We start from the raw sequence: 19,196 nt of genomic DNA, 5'->3' as shown, positions 1-19,196 counted from the left end.
GAAAGAGTTTTCAAGAAGAATGATTGCGGACCAGGGAGGCGCGGATTTTCAGCAGATTGTTTTTGATTCTTCTCTTTTGATCGTCCGTCAAAAAAATTTCATTCTTTTCGGCCCTTTGGACGACCAAATCCGCTTTGGTTACGAATTCTACGGCCGCTTCGTCCACGGATTCCCGATTCTTCTGCTTTTCCCGAAAAACGTTCAAAGCCTTCTGAACTTCGATCAATTCCTGAGTAACATTTTTGATTTCCAAATCCGGAGTAGCCATATCATTTTTCCCGATCGGATATCGATCGTACCTATTTTCAAATTCGACCGTACGATCGGTTTTCTGTACAGAAGATTTTTTTGCGCGATCACGTTTCCTAGGCACACCGCTTTGCCTGAAACTTTCCGAGTCGATAAAATCTGAAAAATCTACTTAATCGTAAAGAACGTCGATGTATTTCTTCTTCGCTTCCAAATGTTCTTTGAGGGATTTTGCGAAGTAATGATAACCGTCCCCTTTTAAAAGAAAGAAAAGAAATTCGGTTTCCTTAGGATAAAACGCGGCTTCCAAAGCGGGAAAACCTGGATTGGAAATCGGACCCGGAGGAAATCCCTTATTTAAATACGTGTTATACGGAGATACGATTTTAAGATCCTTCTCGAAAATCCTGCTGTGAGGTTTATCGAAAAGATATTGAATCGTAGCGCAGGATTCCAAAGGCATATCCCGTTTTAAACGGTTGTTAAAAACTCCCGCCATCAAAGGTCTTTCTTCGTTTCGTTTCGCTTCGCGCTCCACGACGGAGGCAAGAATTACGAATTTATGAAGTTCGGAGGGGGAAAGATTTTTCGCCTTTTCGATTTTTGCGACTCGAACGTAAAATCTTTTGATCATCATTCGAACGATTTTATCGACGGGAAAATGGATCGGAACGCTGTAGGTTTCCGGAAAGAGATATCCTTCCGCAGAAGTAGCAGGAATTTTGAATTCTCTCAAGAGTGACGGTTCGCTCGCGGCGAGAAGAAAGTCCTGACGTTTAGAAATGATTTTTTTGGAAACGAGAAGATCGCCGATCTGACGATTGTTGTATCCTTCCGGAATCGTAAAGTTTACGAGTTTTACTTTTCCTTCCGTGATTACCTGAAGGATCTTTCTGGAATCCATTCCATCGTTGATCTCGTAAAGTCCTTGTTTGATTTTCCCGGCGCTTCCCGTAAAACGAACCAGATAAAGAAAATATTTGGAGGACTTGATCATTCCGTGTGTGGAAAGAGTTTCTACGATCTTTCCGGAAGTATCCCCGGACTCGATCAGAAGATCCATCTTAGTCTGTCCGGAGCCGACCGCGCCTCCTTTGAGTTCGTCTACGACGAAAAATGTAGTAACGACGATCAAAAGCAGAACTCCGATAAAGAATCCGGAAAAAATCAAAAATTTCTTAATATTCATAAATTCATCTATTTCCTTCGACAGATTTCAAAAGGCAGAATACGATTTCAGCTCTTTTCTGGAAGAAAATTTCTCGGAACCGGAAGCGGTTTCCACGTTACTCCGGCGATTCTCTCCCTAAAAAAACAACTGTAGTATCCTTCATGGCAGGCCGCAACTTCCTGCTCCACTTGATAGACCAAAAAAGAACGATCGGGCGGCGACAGGATCTGTAGAATTTTTTGAGTATGTCCCGAAGTATCTCCCTTTTTCCAAAGTTGATTTCTGGACCGACTGAAGTAATGCGCGTATCCGGTTTTTAAAGTCTGCCCTTGGCTTTCTTCGTTTCCAAATGCCTGCATGAGAATCTGACCTTGGGGATCGATCGCTACGATGGGAATCATTTCGTTTTTCGGGAGTACGAGGAGTTCCCGCGTTTTTTCGAAAATCAACGGTGAGAAATCGGGATGCAAAAATAAAACCGTGTCCTCGTCGCAATCCACTTCCTCTCGAAAACCTTTGGGAAGACCGTTTCGATACCGAGGTAATTCTTCCTCGGAGATTCTAGTAAGAGATGAAATCGATCGAGTCGGTTCCTGAACTTTTAAAATCGTGATTTTGCGGGAACTCATATCGACCTGGAATTTGAACGGAGATTTTACTTATTTTGCTTATGCAAAGTCGGATCGACGAGGTTCGGATTGGCGAAACAACTCAAAGAAAGGCCTTCCACCAGATAACAAATCGCGTCTGCGGACACACATTTATGGCCGTCGTCGTATCTCTGTCCGTTAACAAAAAGTTCGATCTTTTGACAGATCATTTTTTCCTTTACGATTTGGTTCTCTTCTTGGGCCCGCAAGTTTGAAAAAAAAACTGCGATCGACAAAAATGGAAGAATAAATTTTAGAAACACTGTATACGAATTCGATTTCATAACGACTTTTTGGATACCTTTACTTTCAAATATTGGTTCTCGGTTCGTTTCTATGTCAACCAAAGGATTCAGACCGGTTTGGCTTTACGAATGTTCCGAATCCACAGATAACTCAGTGTTAATATCGGCAGAAAAAAAATTCCGATCCAGATCCAATTTACAAGAACGTTCCAAGACAAATCGGGATCGGTCCAGGATGGCAAGTAGGGAAGAATTTTTTCCGGAAAAAAGCCGGGTCTTTTTTGGGGATTCGGTTCCATAACGTGATACAAAGATCCGGTATGATCGAACCAATACTTTCCGATCCAGATTTGATAAGCGACATAAAGGAAAAGAATCTTCCAAGTTAACTTTTTAAAAAGGGAACCGAGCATTTTCCAACCCGCAAGAAAAGGAAAGAAGAATAAGGACGCGGAACCCCACTGAAATCTACCGGGAAGGGAAAGACATCCGTAGGAACAAGGATGTCCTGCGTTCAACCCAAGTTGCAAAATCAAAACGAATAAGAGAAGGATTCCGATTCGTTTTAAATTTTTCTCATGAATGAGAAAAAGAAATCCGACGGTTCCCGGAATCCAGATCATAGGATTTTGAAAAAAGAGCCCTTGGTTTCGATCCATAAAAAGACCGAGAAAGACCGTGATCCAATGGGAAAAATTGAAATCCAAGGTAGGCGGGGAATTGATTCTTCCGTAAGGACCGAGGATCGACTCAAACCAAAAAAAGTTACAAATTAGAAAACAAAGAATGGATAAGATCGGAATTCCGACTAAAACCGCTTTGGATTGCAGATTCCATTCCTTTTTGATCATGATTGCGAAAAGAATCGGGATTACGATCGAAAGATTTTTAGCGTGCAACCAGATCAAACAACCGATCGCCGTACCACATACAAAAAATAGAATATTCTGATTTCTGAATGATAACTCCTTTTCCAAAGTAAACAAGATCGTAAAAACCGCAGTCAGCAAAACTCCTGTCGGCAGGTCCGGAAATATTTGTCCCGCGGCCATGGGAAACGGAAGGCTGATCGAATAAAAAACCGCGGTTAAAGCGGCTTCCTTGCTCGAAAGACGAAAAATTTTTCCCAATTGATAGAATAAAAAAGGAAGAAGTCCCGCTAAAAGTGCGAGGCTGATTCGAGCGCCCGTAATTTCGAAAAATGAATATCCGATTAACGTAATATACGAAGTTCCGACCGAATGAATGCTGTAATATTTGCCGTTTTTTACGATCGTATGATTTTCTACGTCTACGGGACCGATGATTTTTTTTGTGAACCGATCTTCTTCGTAGTTATTCTTAAGATCGAAATCTCCGTCTTTTCGAATACTTTCCGCGATCATCAGGTAATGAGGTTCGTCTCCGGTAATCGGAATTTTCTTTTTTTTCTCCCAGCTTAGAACGGTTCCGACGTAATACAAAACGGGTAAACAGAGAATGAAAACGAGAAGAATTTTTCGCATCCCCGAAAGAATCTTTTTTTCTTTCGGATTGTCAATCAGGATGCGGCTTTTTGAATTTGAGGAAATTTCTTAAAGAATGTTTGATTGGGCGCCTCCTTTTTATATTTCCGGTTTACAGAATGCGCGGGATTTTTATTTTTGAGGCTCCATGAATCCAAGTACGGTTCGACTGAATTTCAAATTGAATCTGATTCGTCATCTTAGAGACGGCAAACGGTTGACTCTGGAAGAACTTTCAGGCGTAACCGGAGTAGGCAATCAAAAGGATTTGAAGGAGCAATTAGGAGAGCTTTTTTTTCTAGGAGCCACTCCCCACGTCGCCGATTTGATTCAAGTCGATTACGATTCGGAAACCGATACCGTCGGTCTGATTTTGCCGTTTCGTTTTGATTCTAGTTTACGTTTGAGCATTCGAGAATGGCTGACTCTTCGGAAAATTTTGGAAGAAATTGCGGAAACCGGCGCCGATCCGAAAACGAATTCGATCGCTCGAAAGATACTCGAGAAGATCGTTTCGATCGTTCCGGTGGCCGGACAGGATGCGCTTTCGGTTTACAAAACCGATATTCAGGAGGCCATTCGAACCGGAAAATCCGTGATCCTTGAGTACCAATCCAGAACCGATGAGAAATTTTCTCGGAGAAAAGTGGACCCTTGGTTCTTGTTCCATTCATTAGAAGATTATTTATTAGGTTATTGTCATGAACGAAAGGCGCCCCGCAACTTTCGATTGGACAATATCCTTTCCTTGGAAATCGGCTCCGATTCGATCTCGCAACCGGCCGGTCAAAAAAAATCGGAATACATTCGCGAGTTCGAAGAGTTTCGTAAAAATCGGGAAAACTCTTCCGGAGTCGCCGAAATCTGGCATACAAAGGAAGTTTTCTACAATCTGAACCGAAAGCTCGGTTTGGAAAGAACTTCCGAAACCAAAACCGTGGAGAATGTCGTTTATCATTTGTCCAAAGCAAAAATTCGGGAAGAGGTTTGGTTTTTAGAAACGGTTCTTCCTTTTGGAAAAAACGTAATTCTCAAAAGTCCTTCCCATCTCGTCAAAAGAATCATCGGTGAGGTAGAATCCATTCTGCGTTAAAGAAATGAAACGAACGTCATACGCATTTGCTTTGTTGCAAAAGAATATTAGGAAAAAACGAAATTTGAATGTATTACCGATTTCGACAGCCGCATCCGCGTTTTTGAAACGTTCTATTTTTTTGGATGTCTTTCTAAAGGCGGCAATTCTTTTTTCGAAAGCAAAGGAAAAACAAAGTGATTCGTCTTTTAAAGGTCGGATCGCGCAACGGAATATCGGGAAAACGCCTTGATTTCTCCCGCTAAGATCAATCTCGGATTGGAAATTCCGTTCAAACGTCCGGACGGGTTCCACGAAATTCGAAGCGTATTTTTAAAAATCTCCTGGGGGGACGACATCGAGATCGAACCCGCAAACAACGGAGTTTTCGAACTTTTTTCCGAAAACGAAATCATATTAGAAAAACGAAAACTATATGATCGGGTTTCGGAGATCGGCGATATCAAAAAAAATATTCTTTATAAAACCTTTACAAAGGCAAGATCCATCTTTCCGGAACTTCCCGGAGTCAAAATTCATCTTACTAAACGAATTTCTCCGGCGGGAGGTCTCGGAGGAGGAAGTACAAACGCCGCCTCGCTTTTGAATTTTCTTTTTTCTTTGCGTCCTTTTTTTACATCCGACGAAATGCGTAATCTTGCCTCCGAAATCGGCTCGGACGTTCCTTTTTTTCTGGGAGAAGGACATGCGTTCGTCACCGGAAAGGGAGAAATTTCGGAAGAGATCGAAGTGCATCCCGGCCAAGGAATTCTTGCACTAACTCCGCAGGTGATGAACACGGCGGAAATGTACTCCTTGTTGAAAAAACCTTTACAAGAGAGGGCTTCTCGGAAAAATGGAAACGCGCTGTCGGAAAATCTGATGTCTGTTCTAAAAAACGGGGATTGGAGCGAACTACAGGGTAGGCTTTTGAATGATTTTGAACCGGTTGCCTTCCAACTTCATCCGGAATTGGAAGTTCTTAAGGATAAATTCCTGGAGTTTGGCTCCAGTTATTGTTCGTTGACTGGTTCGGGTTCGAGTATGTACGGACTGGTTCAAGGTCTTGAGATTCAAGAAGAACTGCTGCACAGGCTGAGGCAGGAATTCTCAAATCTCACATTCGTACGATTTAACTTTTAGAAACTGGGCTGTCGCCAAGTGGTAAGGCAGCGGTTTTTGGTATCGCCATTTCCTAGGTTCGAATCCTAGCAGCCCAGCCATTGAATTACTGACATTGATTAATGATGAAACCTACTCAGGATAAGGTCGCTGTGGTATTGGCCGCAGGGAAGGGTACCCGTATGAAAACGGATCAGCCCAAGGTTGCGGTAGAGCTGAATGGCAAGCCGCTACTTCTACACGTACTCGATCACCTGAAAAGCTCCGGCGTGGAACGGATCGTAGTCGTAGTAGGTTACAAAAAAGAATTGGTTCAATCTCTTTGTTCCGGAATTTCCGGAGTTTCCTTTGCGGAACAAAAAGAACAACTGGGAACCGCCCACGCACTCCTCTGCGCGGAGCCCGAACTCAAAAACTTTCAGGGTTCCGTCATCGTCGCCTGCGGCGACGTTCCGATGATCACTTCCGAAACGTTTGCCGACATCGTAAAAGAACATAAAGAAAACGAATTTTCCGCGACGATACTTTCCGCCGTCGTCGAAAAACCGACGGGTTACGGAAGAATTATCCGTAATTCGTCCGGCGATGTTACGGCTATCGTGGAAGAAAAGGATTCATCCGTCGAAGAAAAATTGATAAACGAAATCAACACCGGGACCTACGTATTCGACGGAGAAGGCCTTTTTGAGTCTTTGAGAAAGATCGGAAATTCCAACGCGCAGGGAGAATATTATCTTCCCGACTTAGTGAAATTATATAGAAACTCCGGAAAAAAACTCGGCGCGATGAAACTCAAAAATCACCTCGAAAGCCACGGGGTAAATTCCCCCGAAGACCTACAGATGCTTTCCGCTTTGATCAAGGGGGAGGCAGTCCATCCATGAACGGAGACATCGCGGTATTTGCGGGGAGTTCCAACAAACAAATCGCCGAAGAAATCTGTACTCATCTTAACATTCAACCCGGTAAGATTAACTTAAAGAAATTCTCCGACGGAGAAATTTCGGTTAAGATCGAGGACAACGTTCGAGGAAGAGAAGTTTTTATCGTTCAATCCACTTCCGCTCCGGCTAACGATCATTTGATGGAACTGATTCTGATTATGGACGCTCTTCGCAGAGCTTCCGTTTCCAGCATCAGCGTCGTGATTCCTTATTACGGTTACGGACGTCAGGATAGAAAGGTGGAACCTCGCGTTCCTATTTCCGCGAGAGTCGTCGCCGATCTTTTGGAAGTCGGCGGACTAAACAGAGTTCTTACGATGGATTTACACGCGGATCAAATTCAGGGATTCTTTCGCGTTCCGGTGGACAATCTTCACTTTGCTCCCGTTTTAGCGGAATACATCAATACGAAAAAGATCGAGGACCTTGTGATCGTTTCTCCCGACTCGGGCGGAGCGGAAAGAGCGAGGGCCTTCGGTAAAAAAGTAAACGGTTCATTAGCAATCATTGATAAACGAAGACCGAAGGCGAATGTTTCCGAAGTGATGAACGTGATCGGAGAAATCGAAGGTAAGAATTGTATCCTTCTCGACGACATGATCGACACCGCGGGAACGATTTGTAAGGCCGCGGACGCTCTTTTGAAACACGGGGCTAAATCGGTTTATTGCGCGGCGACCCACGGAGTTCTTTCCGGAGAAGCGGTGGATAAAATCAACACAACCGACTTCGCCGAAGTCGTTCTCGCGAATACGATCGCGATTCCGGAATCCAAAAAGATTCATAAATTGAAATCATTGTCCGTAGCTCCTCTGTTAGCAAACGCAATCAAAAGAATTCATACAAATCAATCAGTCAGCACTTTATTCGATTAAGGTTAGGTAATTAAAAACATGAGCCAAAACACGATTCACAAAATTGCGGTAAAAAAAAGAACGGAAACCGGTAAAAACGAAAACAATCGACTCCGTTCCACCGGAATGATTCCCGTAAATATTATCGGAGCCGGAGTTGCGACTTCCGGTGCGGTAAACGAGAAAGAACTGGAAAGGATGGTTCATTCCGGAATCCGCCAGTCCACTTTGATCGAACTCGACGTAGAAGGTCAAGGCCAGCAAAAAGTATTCGTGAAAGAAATCCAAAGATTTCCCGAAATCGACAGAATTCGTCACGTGGATTTTTATAAGGTCGTGCCGGGTCAAAAGATCGTTACCAAAATCGGTATCGAAACTACCGGGATTGCGAAAGGTTCCAAAACCGGCGGCCAATTCGAACATCTCATTCACGAACTCCGCGTTAAGACGATCCCTGAAGATCTTTTGGAAAATCTTACGATAGACGTCACCGATCTTGACGTGGGTGATGCGATCAAGATCAGCCAATTGAAAGTTCCCGCAAGTTGGGAAATTTTAATCAACGGCGATCCGATCGTGACTTCCGTGAATAAAACGAAAGCTCTTCTTGCCGCTGAAAGAGCGGAAGCTAAAGGCGCCGCGGACGACGCTAAAGCTAAGAAGGGTAAGAAGTAATACGAAACTTCCGTCAGATCTAATCTGATAAACATAGGTATTCATGAAGCTGATCGTCGGACTCGGAAATCCAGGGGACAGATACAACAATAACCGTTCAAACATCGGTTTCAAAATTTTGGATGTTATCGCAAATAACATCAATGTTGAAATTAAGACCAAGAAGAAGAAATCTCTGATCGGTCGCGGTGATTTTGAGGGGGAGGAAGTTGTACTTTTAAAACCTCAGACCTTCAGTGATCTGTCGGGCGAGTCCGTTTTATACATCGCTTCGTTTTTAAAAATCCAAGTGGGAGAAATTCTTGTCATTCAAGAAGACTGGAGTCTTCCACTCGGAAGAATCGTCGTCGATAAGGGAACTCAAGAAACGGATCACCCCGGAGTAAAATCCATCATTCAATCTCTTCGTTCTCCTAATTTTATTCGAATTAGAATCGGAATCCAGAACGAGGAATTCAATCTAAAAGCTCGAGATTCTTTTTTAAAGGAAGATTTCGAACCGATGGAAAACTTGAGTTTGATTCAGATCATCAACGACGCGGAAGCCGCGATTCGTTCGATTTCTCTCGGAGATATCGACGACGTAATCGAAAAATATCACCTTTGAAGTAAAAAAAATCCGCCGGATTTTTCGTTTCCTTCCGAATTCCTTTTAGAAGGTTTCGGCTAATTCTTCCTTGCCTTTTTGAAGAAACGTGAAATCCTATCGGAAGGAACCTCTTGCCTGTTTTGTGTTTCTCACAGGCGTCTAAGTTAACGGGAGAACTCCATGAACAAGAACCTAAAAAACGTATTCTTCGTTTTAATCATTATGATGGTCGTTTTGATCATCGCCTACAACTATGAAAATAACGCAGGCGCAACCAAGGATATCTCCTACTCCGACTTTTTGAATATGCTCGAACCCGTGGAGGGGAAAAAACCTCTCGGTAAATTGTATAAGGGAAACGTTGACAAATACAACAAAATCCAAATCGAAAAAGACGTGATCGAAGGTTTTTACATTCCTTCCGAATACGCGGAATCCAAAACCGCAAAACCCGTAAAGTTCAGAACGACGGTCGCTCCTTTGGACAAGGATCTGATCGCTTCCTTAAGAAGAGCTAACGTTTCCTTCGACGCTCGTTCCGCGGAGGAAGGAAAATTTTGGAGCGTTATCGGAAGTAATATTCTACTCATCGTGATTTTGATCGGTCTCTTCTGGTTCATCATGATGAGACAGATTCAATCCACCGGAAACAAAGCGTTTTCCTTTGGAAAATCCAAAGCGAAGATGAGCGTGGATCCGAAAGTAAAAATCACCTTTGAAGACGTCGCGGGCTGCGAGGAAGCAAAGGAAGAATTGGTCGAAATCATCGAATTTCTCAAAGATCCCAAAAAGTTTCATGCGATCGGCGCGAGAATTCCCACCGGTGTTCTGTTAGTCGGTCCTCCGGGCACGGGTAAAACCTTACTCGCAAGAGCCGTTGCGGGCGAAGCGGGTGTTCCTTTCTTCTCCATTTCCGGTTCGGATTTCGTGGAGATGTTTGTCGGGGTCGGAGCTTCCAGAGTAAGAGATTTGTTCGATCAAGGTAAGAAAAATTCTCCTTGTATCATTTTTATCGACGAGATCGACGCAGTCGGTCGTTTGAGAGGAGCCGGACTCGGAGGCGGTCACGACGAAAGGGAGCAAACCCTGAATCAGATGCTCGTAGAAATGGACGGTTTTGAAAAGAACGAAGGTGTGATCGTAATGGCGGCGACAAACCGCGCCGATGTTCTCGATCCTGCTCTTCTCCGTCCGGGTCGTTTCGATCGTCAGGTAATGGTGGATCTTCCGGACATCAGAGGAAGAGAAGAAATTCTAAAAGTGCATTCCCGTAAGGTTCCTATGACCAGCGATATTTCTCTGCATTCGATTGCGAGAGGAACCCCCGGTTTTACGGGAGCGGATCTTGCGAACCTCATCAACGAAGGCGCGTTACTCGCCGCTCGTAAGAATAAAAAAAGAGTCACTCAAGACGAATTGGAAGAAGCTCGCGATAAGGTGATGATGGGACCGGAAAGAAAATCATTCTTCATTTCCGAAAAGGAAAAAGAAGTCATTGCGTATCACGAAGCGGGCCACGCAATTTTAGGAACCCTTCTTCCTTATACCGAACCGGTTCATAAGGTTACGATCATTCCGAGAGGACGCGCTTTGGGATTAACCCAATCTCTCCCTAAGGAAGACAAACACATTCTCCCCAAAACTTATTGGTTGGATCAGATTGTCGTGGCAATGGGAGGTTTTATCGCAGAGGAATTCAAGTTCGGCGTAACGTCCACAGGTTCAAGCAACGATATTCAACAAGCTTCCAACATCGCACGTAAGATGGTTTGCGAGTGGGGAATGTCCGAAAAACTCGGAACCGTAAATTACAGCGGCGATCAAACCAACGTGTTTATCGGTAGAGATATGGGTCATAGCAACAAATATTATTCCGAAGAGTTTGCCGCGATGATCGACAAGGAAGTTCGTGAAATTATTCTGATTTGTTTGAACAAGGGACGGGATCTGGTTCGTAAAAACGCTTCCAAGTTCGAAGGTTTAGCGAAAGCGCTACTCGCCAAAGAAACCATTTCTCACGAGGAATTGATGACGATCGTACATCCGGCCAACGAAGAAGGCACAAAAAAAAAGCCGGAAAAAACCGTGAAATCTAAAAAACAGAACGGCATTAAAACGAATCCAGCCTACAACGAATGAAACACTGGTTGTTTAAGACGGAACCCGACGTCTTTTCGATCGACGACCTTTACAACGCTCCTTCCCGGATTGCACCTTGGGAAGGGGTCAGAAATTATCAGGCCCGAAATTTTTTGCGTGATAGTATTCAAAAAGGAGATTTGGTTCTCTTTTATCATAGCAGGGCAAATCCCCTTTCCATTGTGGGAATTGCGGAAGTCGTAAAACCCGGTTATCCGGATCATTTCGCTTTCGATCCTTCTCATAAGTATTTCGATCCTAAGAGTAAGACCGAAAATCCGACGTGGTATATGGTGGATATTAAATTCAAAAAGAAATTTCCAGAATCCGTAACGACGGAAGAAATGAAAAAACACAAACAATTGAAGAATATGGTACTTTTACAGAAAGGATCGCGCCTTTCCATCCAACCTGTTTCCCCTGCGGAGTTTCAGTTCATTCTGGGACTTGCGGGTATCAAACTTTGATTCCCCAAAACTCGACTTTTTGATTTCGAAAGAGCTCAAAGCCGGAAACTCAATGTTACGCGTTTTGCATATTACGAAACTCGAATGGTTTTACTTTTTGAATCCAGTGCGACGCCATCTACAAGACTTGTTGCAGATGATCGGCCGGGATTCTTTTCATACTCATTGCGTTCCGCACCGTATTACGGAATTTTTATCGAGACAATTTACCAATATTTTTTCTTTTCTCATCTTGATCTTCATCGGAATCATTTTTGCGATTCCTAGGGACGTTATCTCCCAGACAAAAACGAACTTTTTAACCGAAGAATTCGTATTCTTTCTTTCGGGTGAAATGAAGGGGGAATATCTCGGAAAGAATCTTCAACTATTAGAAGATTCTAAAAATGTAATTCGAATCGAGGATTTTTCGAATCTGAATTTTAATCCCGATTGGAAGAATTTCCAAAAGGAAACTCTTTCCAAAGGATTTACCCGTTCTTCCTTTTGGATTCGATTCAAGACACGTTATAAAAACCGCGAATTGGGTTTTCATCCTTGGTTTTTGGAATTGGCCAATCCGGGAGCGGAAGAATTTGTAATTTATAAAAAAATTTCCGGTTTTCCCATTCGTTACGAAGAGGTCCAAAAAGAACAGAACATACGTTATTTTCATCCCGTATATCGTCTCGTTTCCAAAAACTCGATCACGGACGAATATCTAATTCGCGTATCGTCTCGTAGATCTCTGATTTTGAATTTTAAGGCCTGGAGCGTGTATGAGTTCATCCTAAACGTTCAGATTCAGAATATTTTGTTCGGGTTATTTTTCGGCGCGATTTTGGTGATGCTCATTTACAACGGTTTTGTGTTGTTTACAGTAAGGGAAGCGGGTTATTTTTTTTACGTTTTATATCTTCTGTTTTTTACGTTGTGGCAGTTGTCCGTCACCGGAGTCGGCAATCAGTATCTTTTTCCGGGTGTTTTAAAAATTTGGAACAATCTTTTGGTTCCGTTCGCATACCTTGCAATCGTTTTTTCGATTCAATTTACGAGGTCGTTTTTACACACGTATCGAAATACGAAAGTTCTAGATCGAATTTTGATTCTTTTTATGATTCCGGGCTCGGTCGGAATTGTGCTTTCCATTTTTAATATATTCTATTTTTGGAATATGAAGGCTTTGACTTTACTCCCGGTTTTTGCTTCGGTGATAATCATCTATGCGGGAATCAATCGTTATCGACGCGGATATAGACCGGCCCGATTTTTCCTTTTGGCTTGGTCGGTTTTGATCGTTTTTATTCTTGTTACCGTTTTGAAAAATCTTTCCGTTTTACCTAGTAATTTGTTTACCGATTGGGGATCTTTGATCGGTTCTTTGCTTGAAATGACGCTTCTTTCCTTTGCCCTGGCGGATCGATTTAAATCCTTACAAGCGGAAAGTCTACAAACGAACGTTGCCGCGTACGAAAATCAGATCAAACTTTCCGCGATCGAACAGGAACTGAGGATCGCCAGAGAACTTCAAAAATCGATTCTTCCCGATAAATTTCCGAAAATAGAAGGGATCGAACTTTCGGTAAGGACGGAATGCGCCAGTTTTGTGGGCGGGGATTTCTACGATTTCCACGATTATGGAGACGGAAGACTCGGGGTTTTTATCAGCGACGTTTCGGGGCACGGGATTCCCGCCGCGATTATCGCTTCGATGGTGAAGTTGGCTTTTTCGATCGAAGTAAGAAAAGTGGTCGAACCGGCGGATCTATTAAAGAACGTTAACCGCGCTTTGATGGGAAAATATGGAAAACATTTTATTACCGCCGCATACTTAATCGTCGATTTAAACAAAGATATTATAACGTATTCGAATGCGGGCCATCCTCCGATCGCGATTCTCAATCAATCCGGGGAATTGAGGGAAATATTTTTACCCGGTTGGATCATGGGCCTGGACGGGAATCTCAAAAACGGAGAACTGATTATTCCGATCAAACGGAACGATCGAATCGTCCTATTTACGGACGGCGTCACCGAAGCTCGAGATAAATTCGGTCAGATGTTCGGTTATCAGAAGTTTTACGATCTTTTAAAATCAAATTCCAAAATTCAAGGTCGAATCTTAAATCAAATCGTGTTCGATACCGTAAGAACTTGGTCCGGGAGAGGGGACCAATTCGAGGACGATATTACACTGTTGATTCTGGATTTGAATGGAAAGCCGGAGAAGTTGATCGAGGGGATGGCCGCTTCTCCTAATTAATGTGAGTTTGATATCGCCGACGCGAAAGCGATTATCATGTTGCAATTCATAGAGAAAGGCGGGATCAACAAATTAGAATGGCAATCAATTTCGCTTTTCAAGCAAGCCATCAATTTGTTGATCAGAGTATTATGTTAAGACCGAAGAAGTCTAGCAGACACTTCCATGGATCTGCGTCCGGAAAATCATGCACTGAGTTTCCTATTCACCCAATTTTTCTCAGACCGAACGAAAGTTAATTTAAAGTTGTCCCAAAATCTGAAAGGAAATTTGCAGGAGTTCCTGCATTTTTAAGATTTTGCGAAAAACTCTTAGTTTGAGAGTCGTTTTAAAAACTTACTTGGTTATAGTACAAAACCAGAAAATAAAACGTTTTTGTTCATTAGAGTTGTTGAAAAATTAATTCCCTATCTATCTGTTTCTGTTACATTAAAATGGATGATTGAAGCAGTTTTGTTGATCTCCACTATGGAATTTTTCAACAAACTCTATTGATGAACCGATCCTTTCTCAAACAAATCGGTACAAAAAAAGACGCCTTAAAAAAAGGCGTCTTTTTGATTCTTAGCTTATAAGATTAAAGATTAAAGATTTCCAAGAACGGACTGATATCTTTGAGCTTCCTTTTCGAGCGTTTGAGCTTGTTTCAGATATTTTTGAGATTGAACATTGCTCGCTACAAATTTCCCGCCTGTCGATCTTCTTGCAAGTTCGCGAAGTTCTTCCGCTCTAGCTGTTTTTTGTTGAGCAATCGCTTTCAAATAATTTCCAACGGCCGTTTTTTGTTCCTTAGTAACCGCACTCTCAACGATTGCTTTTTCCAAAAGTTGATCCTCAACTTCTTCCGACACGGCAAATACAGCGCTCGTAGCGAAAAAGCCAAGAAGGGAAATTACAGAAATCAGTCTGTTTATTTTCATGATTGAAACCTCAGATGAGTATTTTTTTGAAGAACAAATCTTCAGTACTAATTTGACCTACCTCCCCCAAGAAATAAATCAAAAAAAATCCCCTTGCCTCCTTTTCTTAAAAATTTATTCAAATACTTTATAAATTTCGTATATTCTATTTTCATTAAGCATATTTGGTTAAAGGCGACTCGAAAAACACATTATTACTTTAGTGAGCTTAGTTTTTACGATTTTATCTTTACAATTGATCATGATGAATACAATACAAAAAAGTATGCCTATTTGGAATGCGATTGTCCGGCTTGAATACATTCATCTTCATTTTATAAACAATTCATCTTGAAATTACTTTTAAAAACGGTGAAATTGCATTCATCATAATCATCTAATGTCTCATTTTGGAAAAAAATAGGAATAAATGTTAAACTAATCAACATTGCTTAGTTTTTAAGCATTTATTTTCAAAGAAACTGAGAAAATATTCGGCAAATCTTCTCAAAAGCTAAGAAATTTTATCTAAAATGAAATTGAGCCTCTAAAATTCGTCAAACTTTGCTTATTACAGCTAGGAGAGGAGTTTTTTAATGGAGTTTTATGAAAAAGCAGGAGTTCCCACATTTCAAGGGACTAGTGGATAGAAACTAGGTTTTAGAACTTTACGAGTTCTCAGATTTTTCGGCTTTGGTAAGACATAATATTCTCATCAATGAAAAACTTTTTAATGAAGTGGGAGTTCCCACAGAAACCGTCGCCTTACATTATTTTTGGAGTTTGAACCGTTTTTTCGCGGAAATTTTCCATAAGAGTTCCCGCAGTGGACAGTTTTGAGATAAACTTTGATATTGAAAAAACTTTGCGGGAGTTCCCACAATGTTTTCAAAAATCAAAAAAGAGAAACCTAAGAAAATTTCAATTTTACGAACTGCCATTCTCCAAATCATAAGAGTTTGGAATAGGAGAAGCCATGAAATACCTTCACACCATGATCCGAGTTTTAGATCTTGAAAAAGCTCTCGATTTTTTCTGTATGACTCTTGAGCTCGTAGTCGTTCGTAAAAAAGAACACCCCGAAGGCAAATACACTTTGGTGTTTTTATCAACTGGAGAAACCGACGCGCCTGAAATCGAATTAACTTACAACTGGGGACAAAAAGAAACTTATACAAGCGGAAGAAACTTCGGACATTTGGCGTTCGAAGTGGAAAATATTTACGAAACTTGTTCCAGAATTGTTTCCAGAGGAATCACGATCAACCGCCCTCCTCGGGACGGAAGAATGGCTTTCATACGTTCGCCCGATCTCATCTCGATCGAACTCCTACAAAAAGGACACGCATTGCCGCCGGAAGAACCTTGGATATCCATGCCCAACACGGGAGAATGGTAAATTCAATTTTTTCCCTAAAAAATAGCTCGTAGTTCGTTCGTATTCAACGCTCAAAAACCGAACAACTTCTCGTCCATGCTGAAATAAAAACCGATTTCAAAACAAGCCCGGAAACGCCAAAAAAACAAAAATAAAATTATAATTTTATAAAATACTAATTAACTATACAATACCCAAATCGACCTTCAATCCTTTGAAAAGGACCTATAGTTGATTACGATTTGTTCCACATTTTTTCGAAAGTCCGCAGCCACGGATTCCGGAAAAATTTTCCGAATCGAGTCCCTTGCTTCGATCAATAATGGAAAAAGTCCTTCCCGATTCGTGACCTTAAGCCGAAACGAATCTCTTGAAAATTCTTCATAAGGAATTTCCGATATTGAATTTCGAACTTTATACGAGAATTCGGGATCGCAGACCAATTCCACTTCAATCGGATCGTGAACCTGAAAGAGCGCCGGATGCAAAACCCAGTCCTGCGAATTCTCTCTTTTCTGCCCTTGAGGTTGATAGAGCGAGTTTTCCGCGATCGCTTCCACTCTGGTGATTTTCGGAATGATGAATCTTCTTCTTTCTTTTTTCTTTCTGTCGTACGCGAGAAGATAATAGTCCTCGGAATTTTTTCGGATCAATCGAATCGGATCGACTTCCACTCGATAGGTTTCCTCCGGAAAGGTTTTGTAATATAAAAACTGAACGGGAGATTTTGTTTTTAAAGCCTCTAAAAGTTTTTTCAAAAGTTCTACCGAAGCGTTTCCTTCCGTCTGACTCAAGGACTTTTGCGTTCTCAAATCCATTTCCAACTCGGGATAAACGTCCAATTTGCCTTCGAATAATTTTTGAGACAAGGAATACAATTCTAAAGAAGGAGTTTCCTGATACGATCTGAGAATCGTTTCCGCAAGAACCCGCAATTCTTCCTTTTCCAATCGCAATTCCCGATTGGATACGTTTCGATCAAGAACGTAACCTTCCTGCGTAGAACGTACCAAAAAGCCGAGTTCTCCCAACTCCTCCATGTCTCTGGAAAGTTTTTTCCGATCGGAATCCGGATTTTCCAGATTCTGATAGTGGTCCGGAAGCAAAGAACGAATCTTCGTAAAACTCATAGGAGAATGCCGACTGAGTAAATTGAACAATAAAGCGGAAAGCCTGGATTCCGTTTTTCCGGCTTCTTTTACGGGAATTGGAAAATCTTCCTCATCCTCGTTCCAGTTTTGAGTTTCTGACATAGCTGAAACTTTCCGAAACTTCAAATTCTTATCAACTCGAAAACCACTTGAACCCATTTGCTTTTCCTGCAAAATCTCCCCATTGTAAACTTTACTCAAAGGAATTAAAATGAATACGATTTTGAATTACATCATTCCTCACACGATCGGCCTCATTCTCATCGCGATCGGTTGGTATATTAGTATCCTGAATGTGGGATTGACTCGTTTTACGGAAAACGTCCTGATTTCGAAATGGACGATCGGCGGCTTGGCCTTAATCGTAATAGGGGCTTATCTTCCCGAAATCTGGATCGGCATCAGAAATCTTTTTAAAAGAAAATAAGAATTACAAACCGGAAGCAAATTCCGGTTTTCCTTTTTTACTACGCAATTGCGATTAGTAATCTTGAGCGGCACGGTCATCACCGAATTTTCATGTTTGGAAAATATCAGTCCCAAATAAAACCGCACCGGAGAATCCGAAAAATATCCGCTCCAAAAATCATTGACCGATTCAAAAAATCATTCGATCTTTGAACTTATTCAAGTCGAAGGTTCTTTTTATGAGTAAAACTCACTTATTTTTTCCAATCGTAATATCGTTTATTATGTTATTGGAATGCAATCCCTACGGAATAGGTGCAAACGATAACGAAAACTTGAAAGAACAATTTTTAACCGCAACCTTACTTGTTTCTTTGGAAGGAAATAAAAATCGAATTTCCGTTTCGGTAAACAGCGCATCTTTGGGCAATCAAGGATCCGCAAATTTGGAAGTTTACTCCGGCGCTTCTTGTGTGGGAACTCCTATCTTTAGCGAGAACCGAATCGTTGCTTCAACCTCAAAAACGTTTATTCTTCCTGAAATCGGAACTTATTCCGTAAAAGCCTCTGGCGGAACGGCTAGTGCCTGTTCCAATCCGGCGATTGTACTTTCCGAAAGTAAACGATCAAGCGCCTGCACCGTAAACTTCACGACTGTGGATTGTCTTTAGAACTTTTTTGCGGGACTCCATCAGGGTTAAGCTTTAGTTTGTTAGGGATTAGAAAAGAAGGCTACTTGGAACTTGTCCCAAAACCTATCGAACGACCTGAAACGCGATCCATAGAGAGCCATAACCTTACCCACAAGTTAGGTTTTCGTGAGTAATTTAAACATAAACCCGATTTCCATAGCTCTCATGAGGCCTTTAAAAATGGTAAGGGGGCCCGGAGGAGCATCGGAATTGCGAGCCAAGTGCCCGCCTAATTTAGCAATCCAAAGTAAGACGGTTCCTAACTCGGGTTCTTCCTTAGGAGGTTTCGGAGTTTCAAAAAGTCGACAATAAATGCCTTTCCATTCAAAAGACTCGAATAGGATGGATGCTTTTAAACCTGGAATATTTCTACCTAAGAATGTTAACATCATAACTCTCCAAGCAACAATAGCGCAGACAGCAATACAAGCTTTGAATCGATTCCCAAATTTAAATTGAGTAGATTCAATATTACATCCAGACTTTAAAACCTTGAAGAAAACTTCAATACCCCAGCGGCTTTTGTAATAGGCGATCATACTTTTTGCATCGTCCGAATTGTGAATAGGAATTGTGGTTAGAAATTTCCAATCGATAGATTCTTCCGGAGGTCCGCCTACCTCGGTTGCGGTTAACGCATACATATCAATATTTTCTAATTTCTTGTATTGAGGAGGTTTTATCGTTAGCTTTTCAAATCGAAGTTCGATTGTTGCTTCCCTCGCCTCCTTTCCTTTTTTCCTA

20 protein-coding genes and 1 tRNA gene are annotated in these 19,196 nt (G+C 41.8%); 13 read left to right on the top strand and 8 right to left on the bottom strand.

Features of this window, described 5'->3' with window-relative positions; genetic code table 11:
• Window positions 1-10 precede the first annotated feature (10 nt).
• From LEP1GSC194_RS19840 to LEP1GSC194_RS19820, 5 genes are all read right to left on the bottom strand, one after another.
• Window positions 11-268 carry a hypothetical protein gene (locus LEP1GSC194_RS19840; protein ID WP_020775275.1) on the bottom strand — a complete coding sequence of 86 codons (258 nt, stop codon included), beginning with the start codon at window positions 266-268 and terminating at the stop codon, window positions 11-13.
• A 153-nt stretch (window positions 269-421) separates the two neighbouring features.
• Window positions 422-1,438, bottom strand: coding sequence for an endolytic transglycosylase MltG (mltG, locus tag LEP1GSC194_RS19835; RefSeq protein ID WP_020775255.1), 1,017 nt, complete (start codon window positions 1,436-1,438; stop codon window positions 422-424).
• A 47-nt stretch (window positions 1,439-1,485) separates the two neighbouring features.
• Window positions 1,486-2,049, bottom strand: a complete 564-nt coding sequence (locus LEP1GSC194_RS19830; RefSeq protein WP_020775261.1) for a phosphoribosyl-AMP cyclohydrolase — start codon at window positions 2,047-2,049, stop codon at window positions 1,486-1,488.
• A 26-nt stretch (window positions 2,050-2,075) separates the two neighbouring features.
• Complete coding sequence (locus LEP1GSC194_RS19825; RefSeq protein WP_051185324.1) at window positions 2,076-2,354, bottom strand: hypothetical protein; 279 nt, start codon at window positions 2,352-2,354, stop codon at window positions 2,076-2,078.
• Between the two features lie 68 nt (window positions 2,355-2,422).
• The gene (locus LEP1GSC194_RS19820) at window positions 2,423-3,820 is read right to left on the bottom strand and encodes a hypothetical protein (RefSeq protein WP_020775263.1); all 1,398 of its coding nucleotides are present in this window, start codon (window positions 3,818-3,820) and stop codon (window positions 2,423-2,425) included.
• Between the two features lie 148 nt (window positions 3,821-3,968).
• Here LEP1GSC194_RS19820 and LEP1GSC194_RS19815 point away from each other — a divergent pair, with 148 nt between their 5' ends.
• The 10 genes from LEP1GSC194_RS19815 (at window position 3,969) to LEP1GSC194_RS19770 (ending at window position 13,924) form a co-directional block, all read left to right on the top strand.
• Window positions 3,969-4,913, top strand: a complete 945-nt coding sequence (locus tag LEP1GSC194_RS19815; protein ID WP_020775259.1) for a helix-turn-helix transcriptional regulator — start codon at window positions 3,969-3,971, stop codon at window positions 4,911-4,913.
• A gap of 228 nt (window positions 4,914-5,141) precedes the next feature.
• Window positions 5,142-6,035: a 4-(cytidine 5'-diphospho)-2-C-methyl-D-erythritol kinase gene (locus LEP1GSC194_RS19810; RefSeq protein ID WP_020775284.1), complete on the top strand. Its 894-nt coding sequence runs from the start codon at window positions 5,142-5,144 to the stop codon at window positions 6,033-6,035.
• A 4-nt stretch (window positions 6,036-6,039) separates the two neighbouring features.
• Window positions 6,040-6,115: transfer RNA gene (locus LEP1GSC194_RS19805), tRNA-Gln, on the top strand.
• Between the two features lie 24 nt (window positions 6,116-6,139).
• Window positions 6,140-6,898: a sugar phosphate nucleotidyltransferase gene (locus tag LEP1GSC194_RS19800; RefSeq protein WP_081605152.1), complete on the top strand. Its 759-nt coding sequence runs from the start codon at window positions 6,140-6,142 to the stop codon at window positions 6,896-6,898.
• Window positions 6,895-7,833, top strand: a complete 939-nt coding sequence (locus LEP1GSC194_RS19795; protein ID WP_020775277.1) for a ribose-phosphate diphosphokinase — start codon at window positions 6,895-6,897, stop codon at window positions 7,831-7,833. The genes LEP1GSC194_RS19800 and LEP1GSC194_RS19795 overlap by 4 nt, the downstream gene beginning before the upstream one ends.
• Window positions 7,834-7,851: 18 nt before the next feature.
• Window positions 7,852-8,487, top strand: coding sequence for a 50S ribosomal protein L25/general stress protein Ctc (locus LEP1GSC194_RS19790; protein WP_020775264.1), 636 nt, complete (start codon window positions 7,852-7,854; stop codon window positions 8,485-8,487).
• A gap of 43 nt (window positions 8,488-8,530) precedes the next feature.
• On the top strand, window positions 8,531-9,094 hold the full coding sequence (gene pth, locus LEP1GSC194_RS19785) for an aminoacyl-tRNA hydrolase (protein ID WP_017809678.1): 564 nt from the start codon (window positions 8,531-8,533) through the stop codon (window positions 9,092-9,094).
• A 162-nt stretch (window positions 9,095-9,256) separates the two neighbouring features.
• Complete coding sequence (ftsH, locus tag LEP1GSC194_RS19780) at window positions 9,257-11,215, top strand: ATP-dependent zinc metalloprotease FtsH (protein ID WP_020775265.1); 1,959 nt, start codon at window positions 9,257-9,259, stop codon at window positions 11,213-11,215.
• Window positions 11,212-11,682: an EVE domain-containing protein gene (locus LEP1GSC194_RS19775; protein ID WP_017809677.1), complete on the top strand. Its 471-nt coding sequence runs from the start codon at window positions 11,212-11,214 to the stop codon at window positions 11,680-11,682. The genes ftsH and LEP1GSC194_RS19775 overlap by 4 nt, the downstream gene beginning before the upstream one ends.
• Before the next feature lie 52 nt (window positions 11,683-11,734).
• Entirely contained in the window at window positions 11,735-13,924 is a 2,190-nt protein-coding gene (locus tag LEP1GSC194_RS19770) for a 7TM diverse intracellular signaling domain-containing protein (RefSeq protein WP_020775279.1), read from the top strand.
• Between the two features lie 584 nt (window positions 13,925-14,508).
• Here the strand turns inward: LEP1GSC194_RS19770 and LEP1GSC194_RS19765 are convergent.
• Window positions 14,509-14,844, bottom strand: a complete 336-nt coding sequence (locus LEP1GSC194_RS19765; protein WP_020775278.1) for an LIC10421/LIC12816 family protein — start codon at window positions 14,842-14,844, stop codon at window positions 14,509-14,511.
• Window positions 14,845-15,799: 955 nt separating this feature from the next.
• Between LEP1GSC194_RS19765 and LEP1GSC194_RS19760 the strand changes: the two genes are divergently transcribed.
• Entirely contained in the window at window positions 15,800-16,222 is a 423-nt protein-coding gene (locus LEP1GSC194_RS19760; protein ID WP_020775273.1) for a VOC family protein, read from the top strand.
• Between the two features lie 185 nt (window positions 16,223-16,407).
• On the opposite strand, the gene LEP1GSC194_RS19755 is transcribed toward LEP1GSC194_RS19760, so the two are convergent.
• On the bottom strand, window positions 16,408-17,454 hold the full coding sequence (locus LEP1GSC194_RS19755; protein ID WP_020775268.1) for a helix-turn-helix transcriptional regulator: 1,047 nt from the start codon (window positions 17,452-17,454) through the stop codon (window positions 16,408-16,410).
• Window positions 17,455-17,563: 109 nt separating this feature from the next.
• On the opposite strand from LEP1GSC194_RS19755, the gene LEP1GSC194_RS19750 reads away from it, so the two are divergent.
• Both LEP1GSC194_RS19750 and LEP1GSC194_RS19745 read left to right on the top strand, forming a co-directional pair.
• Entirely contained in the window at window positions 17,564-17,779 is a 216-nt protein-coding gene (locus LEP1GSC194_RS19750; protein ID WP_020775251.1) for a hypothetical protein, read from the top strand.
• A 220-nt stretch (window positions 17,780-17,999) separates the two neighbouring features.
• Window positions 18,000-18,431 carry a hypothetical protein gene (locus tag LEP1GSC194_RS19745; RefSeq protein WP_036043866.1) on the top strand — a complete coding sequence of 144 codons (432 nt, stop codon included), beginning with the start codon at window positions 18,000-18,002 and terminating at the stop codon, window positions 18,429-18,431.
• 137 nt (window positions 18,432-18,568) lie between these two features.
• Here LEP1GSC194_RS19745 and LEP1GSC194_RS19740 read toward each other — a convergent pair.
• Window positions 18,569-19,196: IS4 family transposase (locus LEP1GSC194_RS19740; RefSeq protein ID WP_020772098.1), on the bottom strand; the 628-nt coding region annotated here is incomplete at its 5' end.

Origin of the sequence: Leptospira alstonii serovar Sichuan str. 79601, assembly GCF_000347175.1 — a bacterium.
Classification (GTDB): domain Bacteria; phylum Spirochaetota; class Leptospiria; order Leptospirales; family Leptospiraceae; genus Leptospira; species Leptospira alstonii.
This window is presented reverse-complemented; position numbering and strand designations above follow the sequence as displayed.